Genomic DNA, 6,023 nt, shown 5'->3' with positions numbered 1-6,023 from the left:
GACAAATATGTACCATAGCTGAGGGCAGGAAGTCAAGAAAAAATTCCTATCGTGAAGAGCCGCGAGTCCGGAGCCTGATCCCTGGAGGTCCGCGATTTTCGATACGCAGGGATTGAGCTATCATCTGATTCTGGCGCGGCCCACGCCACCTCCCTCCGCCGGGAAAGCATCGTTCATGCAGGGCGCTATCCAATCACCGAACCGACTGTTCGAGCACTTGGCATAAGGAGGGATTGCAAAAACGGCTCGCACCAGGAGGTTTTGCGATGAAGTTGTCCGCGCCCATCTACCATCTCAAGCGTCAAGCCAGGCTTTTGTCTCGCGAGGGCAAGATTGCGCTGCACGAAGCGCTCGACCGTGTTGCAGCACAGGAAGGGTTCACCAGCTGGAGCCTGCTTGCAGCCAAGGCAGCCGAGGCGGCGCCCGCCGGCATGCTGTTTGCGCAACTTGCGCCCGGCGACCTGGTTCTGGTCGGTGCGCGACCCGGAAACGGCAAGACGCTGATGAGCCTCGAACTCGCGGTCGAAGCCATGAAATCAGGCCATCGCGGCGTGTTCTTTACGCTCGAATATACGCAAAGGGATGTGCTGGACCGGTTTCACGCCATCGGGGCGGACCCGGTGCAGTTCAACGACCAGTTCACATTCGATAATTCCGACGCCATCAGTGCCGCCTATATCGTCAAGGCATTGGGTTCGGCGCCGCGCGGCACGCTGGTGGTGATCGATTATCTGCAACTGCTCGATCAGAAGCGGGAAAACCCGGACCTGATGGCGCAGGTTCGCACGCTGAAGGCCTTTGCCCGCGACAGGGGACTGATCCTCGTCTTCATCTCGCAGATCGATCGGTCATACGATCCGGCGGAGAAGCCATGTCCCGATATCAGCGATGTGCGGTTGCCGAACGCTCTGGACCTGTCGCTGTTCAACAAGACCTGCTTCCTCAACAAGGGCGAAATCCGGTTCCAGGCGGCAGGCTGACGATCAGGTCAGCCTGCCTTCATTGGGCCGCTGCCGGCAGATTCGGAGGCTGCGCAACCGATGCCGAACCGTGCTGCGCGCGCAATGCTTCGGCCGCCTGGCGAACCACTTCGGATATAAGCAGCAGCTGTTTGGCGATCGGGCTTGTCTTGCGCCAGATCATGCCGATCGTCCGCGACGGTTGGGGGTTGGCGAAATGGGCGATAGAGACCGCCGCCGAGCGCGTCTCCACCGGCACGGCCATTTCGGGGATCAAGGTGACGCCGACGCCGGCGCCGACCATCTGCACCAGGGTCGACAGCGAGCTGCCGTCCAGCAACTCCCTTGGGCGCACCGAATGCATGTTGCAGAACGACAGCGCCTGGTCGCGAAAACAATGGCCTTCCTCGAGCAGGAGCAGCCGCATCTCGCGCAGCATTTCGCGGTTGGGCACCGGCTTTCCCTCATCCTCGCCGGGCCGGACCAGCACGAAGTTCTCGGCAAACAGCACGATTTCCGTCAGCGACGCTTCCGATACCGGCAAGGCGACGATGGCCGCGTCGAGCCGGCCGTCGGCCAGTTCCTGGATCAGCTTCTGCGTCTGCGTTTCGCGCACGTGGATATCGAGCCCGTCATGCATGCGGGCGAGGTTGCCGATGATGGCAGGCAAAAGGTAGGGTGCGATCGTCGGGATCACCCCGATGCGCAACCGTCCCACCAGCCGGTCGCGCGAGGCGCGGGCCAGATCTGTCAGCTCATCCACCGAGCGCAGGATGTCGCGAACGCGCAAGGCGAATTCCTCGCCGAAATTGGTCAGCCGGACCTGGCGTGGGCCTCTTTGGAAAAGCTCCGTGCCAAGCGTTTCCTCCAACTCCCGGATCTGCACCGAGATCGCGGGCTGCGAGATCGCGCAGGCATCGGCGGCACGGCCGAAATGATTGTGCCGCGCCAGCGCCTCGAAATAACGCAACTGCTTCAGCGTCAGGTTTGTCATAATGTCATCTTATCGCTGTAATCAGGAAATCCAACTTAAATTAATGAAGCGGCTTTGCTATAGGAGTCGCAACGAAGATGAGGAGCAGCCGGGACCGCCTGGTGAGGCGCATGCCCGCGGCAACGGGACATCCAACATATTCGGTCGCGTATCGGGCATATGGTCATCGCGCCAGCCATGAAACGGACCGCCTCCAGGGACATCCAACGTCCCTGTTCACGCAGCAGTTGAACAGCTCAACACAGCCACGATCGGAGAAGAACATGGACGCACAGACCGATGATCCCAGCGCCGGCAAATGCCCCGTTGCACACGGATCCTCCAGCAGGAGCAACCGTGACTGGTGGCCCAACCAACTCGATCTTGGCGTTCTCCATCAGCAATCGAACCTTTCGGATCCGATGGGCGAAGAGTTCGACTATGCCGAGGAATTCAAGTCGCTCGATCTCGATGCGGTGATCAAGGACCTGCACCAGGTGATGACGGATTCGCAGGAGTGGTGGCCGGCCGACTTCGGCCATTATGGGCCGCTGTTCATCCGCATGGCCTGGCACAGTGCCGGCACCTACCGCATCGGCGATGGCCGTGGCGGCGCCGGGGCCGGCCAGCAGCGTTTTGCTCCGCTCAACAGCTGGCCGGACAATGCCAATCTCGACAAGGCGCGCCGGCTGCTGTGGCCGGTCAAGCAGAAATATGGCCGCAAGATCTCCTGGGCCGACCTGCTGATCCTCACCGGCAACGTCGCGCTGGAATCGATGGGCTTCAAGACCTTCGGTTTTGCTGGCGGCCGCGCCGACGTCTGGGAACCCGAACAGGACGTCGATTGGGGTTCGGAAACCAAGTGGCTCGACGACAAGCGCTACTCCGGCGACCGCGAACTCCAGGGCCATCTCGGCGCCGTCCAGATGGGACTGATCTACGTCAATCCGGAAGGGCCGAACGGCAAGCCGGATCCGCTGGCCTCGGCACGCGACATCCGCGAGACCTTCGCGCGCATGGCCATGAACGACGAGGAGACCGTGGCGCTGATCGCTGGCGGTCACACCTTCGGCAAGACGCACGGCGCCGGCGATGCCTCGCTGGTGGGCGCGGAGCCTGAAGGCTCGAGCATCGAGGCGCAGGGCCTTGGCTGGTCGAGCAAGCACGCCTCCGGCATTGCAGGCGACGCCATCACCTCGGGCCTCGAGGTGACCTGGACCACGACGCCGACCAAGTGGAGCAACAACTTCTTCGACAATCTGTTCAACTTCGAATGGGAACTGACCACGAGCCCGGCCGGCGCGCATCAGTGGACGCCGAAGGGCGGCGCCGGTGCCGGGACCGTGCCGGATGCCCACGATCCGTCCAAGCGCCGCGCGCCTGCCATGCTGACCACCGATCTCGCACTGCGGGCCGATCCGGCCTACGAGAAGATCTCGCGGCGCTTCCATGAGCATCCGGACCATTTCGCCGACGCGTTTGCCCGCGCCTGGTACAAGCTGACCCATCGCGACATGGGTCCGATCGTTCGTTATCTCGGTCCGCTCGTGCCGAAGGAAGAGCTGATCTGGCAGGATCCGATCCCGGCGGTCGACCATGAACTGGTCGGCGAGCAGGACATTGCGTCGCTGAAGGCGAAGATCCTGGCATCGGGCCTGTCGGTCTCCGAATTGGTCTCGACTGCGTGGGCCTCGGCCTCGACGTTCCGCAATTCCGACAAGCGCGGAGGTGCCAATGGCGCACGCATCCGGCTGGCACCGCAGAAGGATTGGGACGTCAACCAGCCGGCTGAACTGTCGAAGGTGCTGGCGAAGCTGGAAGCCATCCAGAAGGAGTTCAACGCGGCACAGACCGGCGGGAAAAAGATCTCGCTGGCCGATCTCATCGTGCTCGGCGGTGTCGCCGCGGTCGAGAAGGCGGCGAAGGACGGCGGCCACGAAACCAAGGTGCCGTTCACGCCGGGCCGCATGGATGCTTCACAGGAACAGACCGATGTCCATTCCTTTGCCGCGCTCGAGCCGAAAGTCGATGGCTTCCGCAACTATGTCAGGGGCAAGCAGCCGATGTCGGTCGAGGCCATGCTGGTCGACCGCGCGCAATTGCTGTCGCTGACCGCGCCCGAGATGACGGTTCTGGTCGGCGGTCTGCGCGTGCTCGGCGCCAACACGGCCAAGTCGAAGCACGGCGTGCTCACCGACCGGCCGGGTACGTTGACCAACGACTTCTTCGTCAATCTGCTCAGCATGAACACGGTCTGGGATCCGGCGGCCGGCTCCGACGAAGTCTACGAGGCGCGTGACCGCAAGACCAAGGCGGTCAAGTGGACCGGCACCCGTGCCGACCTGATCTTCGGCTCGCACGCCCAGCTCCGCGCGCTTGCCGAGGTCTACGGGTCGGCGGACGCCAAGGCGAAATTCACCAGGGATTTCGTCGCTGCGTGGACCAAGGTGATGAACGCCGACCGCTTCGACATTGCCTGAACTCGCATAAGGCACTCCGGCGCAGCCGCGCCGGAGTGCCAATCCTCCCAAGGACATGAGATCGGGGCCGCGTTTCCAGCGATGGGAGCGCGGCCTTGTCGTAAGAGATTGCGCTTTGGTGGACCGTGCCTTCCTGGGCAGGGATGCTATCTTGCCGGTGTCGCGTCTCCGCCAGTGCACCATGATCGAAATCGTCAAACCCGCGCTCGAACATCTGCCGTCCTACAAGGCGGCGCTCGAACGCGGCTGGTCGCCGGACAATGTGCGGCTGATGGAGGCGACGCGCGAGCAGCTCGCGGCCATCGAAAAGGATCCCGTGGCCTTTCTTGCCGACCTCGACGATCCCCAGGCCAAGGGTGGCGCGATCAGTTTGCCAGACGGCAAAAAGGTGCCGCGCCTACCGGGCTTCCGCCGCTGGATCTGGGACGGCGAGGCGTCGGGCTCGATCGGCTTTCGCTGGCAGAAGGGCACGTCGGAATTGCCGAAGCATGTGCTCGGTCATATCGGCTATGCGGTGGTGCCGTGGAAGCGACGGCGTGGCTACGCCACCGAGGCGCTGCGGCTGATGCTGGAGGAGGCGAGGGCGGTCGGCCTGGCTCACGTCGAGATCACCGCCAAGCCGGGCAATCCGGCCTCGCACAAGGTGATCCTGGCCAATGGCGGCAAGCTCGTCGAACGCTTTTTCGAGGACGCCGCCTATGGCGGGGCGGAGAGCTTGCGGTTCCGGATCGAGCTGTAGGGCGATCTCGTCGGATTGAGTTCACCCCCTCATTTCGAACTCGCCGCCGCCCCTCATCTGCCTGCCGGCATCTTCTCCCCGTAAACGGGGAGAAGGGGCTGGTCGCGACCTCGGTGCCATCTCTGCAACGTTGGCGATTGGCGAAACCATTGATGACAGCGTCCTTCGCCCCGTTTACGGGGAGAAGATGGCGGCAGCCAGATGAGGGGCGGCGCCGACTTTGACGCGTAAGCTTGTCCTTCGAACCTCTCAATCATGCTCATCGGCGCACAGCGCATGATCCGATAGCGCGCGGATGACGTAGCAGTCGCCGACCGTCTGGCCATTGCAGCACGTGGCGATGCGTTCGAGCTCGGCCTCGAGCCGCTTCAACTGGGCAATCTTTTCCCGCACCGAGATCAGTTGCTCCTCGGCGATCTTGTCGGCGTGGCCGCAGGGCTGCTCGGGGTGGCCGCTCAACTCGATCAGGGAGCGGATGTCCTCGACGGCGAAGCCGAGGTCGCGGGCGTGGCGGATGAAGGCCAACCGCTCCAGCTCCTGCCTGGAATAGCGGCGCTGGTTGCCTTCCGAGCGCTCGGGTGCCGCAACAAGGCCCATTTGCTCGTAGTAGCGGATGGTCGGCACCTTGACCCCGGTGCGGCGCGAGAGATCACCGATGGAAAACATGAATTTGCCTCTTGAAGCTCTAGTCACTAGAGCAATTACAATGCCTGACATCAGCATTCAAGACCATACGGCGACGCCGCGCGGGCAAGACAGGCAGGTGATGTGATGACGACGCTCCTCAAGCAGGAAACAATCAGGCAGACACGGTTCAAGATCGGCGGCATGGACTGCGCCTCCTGCGCGGCCAAGATCGATACGGCGGTGGG

The 6,023-nt window shown here is 62.9% G+C and carries 5 protein-coding genes; 3 read left to right on the top strand and 2 right to left on the bottom strand.

Annotated features, from left to right (window positions below):
• The first annotated feature begins 266 nt into the window (after positions 1-266).
• Positions 267-980, top strand: a complete 714-nt coding sequence (locus tag EN939_RS17670) for a DNA helicase (protein ID WP_127269043.1) — start codon at positions 267-269, stop codon at positions 978-980.
• A gap of 19 nt (positions 981-999) precedes the next feature.
• Here the strand turns inward: EN939_RS17670 and EN939_RS17665 are convergent, their stop codons facing one another.
• On the bottom strand, positions 1,000-1,953 hold the full coding sequence (locus EN939_RS17665) for a hydrogen peroxide-inducible genes activator (RefSeq protein WP_127269042.1): 954 nt from the start codon (positions 1,951-1,953) through the stop codon (positions 1,000-1,002).
• A 263-nt stretch (positions 1,954-2,216) separates the two neighbouring features.
• On the opposite strand from EN939_RS17665, the gene katG reads away from it, so the two are divergent.
• Both katG and EN939_RS17655 read left to right on the top strand, forming a co-directional pair.
• The gene (katG, locus tag EN939_RS17660; RefSeq protein WP_127269041.1) at positions 2,217-4,412 is read left to right on the top strand and encodes a catalase/peroxidase HPI; all 2,196 of its coding nucleotides are present in this window, start codon (positions 2,217-2,219) and stop codon (positions 4,410-4,412) included.
• A gap of 181 nt (positions 4,413-4,593) precedes the next feature.
• On the top strand, positions 4,594-5,151 hold the full coding sequence (locus EN939_RS17655) for a GNAT family N-acetyltransferase (protein WP_127269044.1): 558 nt from the start codon (positions 4,594-4,596) through the stop codon (positions 5,149-5,151).
• 249 nt (positions 5,152-5,400) lie between these two features.
• On the opposite strand, the gene EN939_RS17650 is transcribed toward EN939_RS17655, so the two are convergent.
• Positions 5,401-5,817, bottom strand: a complete 417-nt coding sequence (locus EN939_RS17650; RefSeq protein WP_127269040.1) for a MerR family transcriptional regulator — start codon at positions 5,815-5,817, stop codon at positions 5,401-5,403.
• Between the last annotated feature and the right edge of the window lie 206 nt (positions 5,818-6,023).

The sequence above is a fragment of the Mesorhizobium sp. M7A.F.Ca.CA.002.05.1.1 genome, assembly GCF_003998335.1.
Lineage (GTDB): Bacteria > Pseudomonadota > Alphaproteobacteria > Rhizobiales > Rhizobiaceae > Mesorhizobium.
Note: the sequence above shows the minus strand (reverse complement) of the source record. Positions and strands in the feature narration are given on the sequence as shown.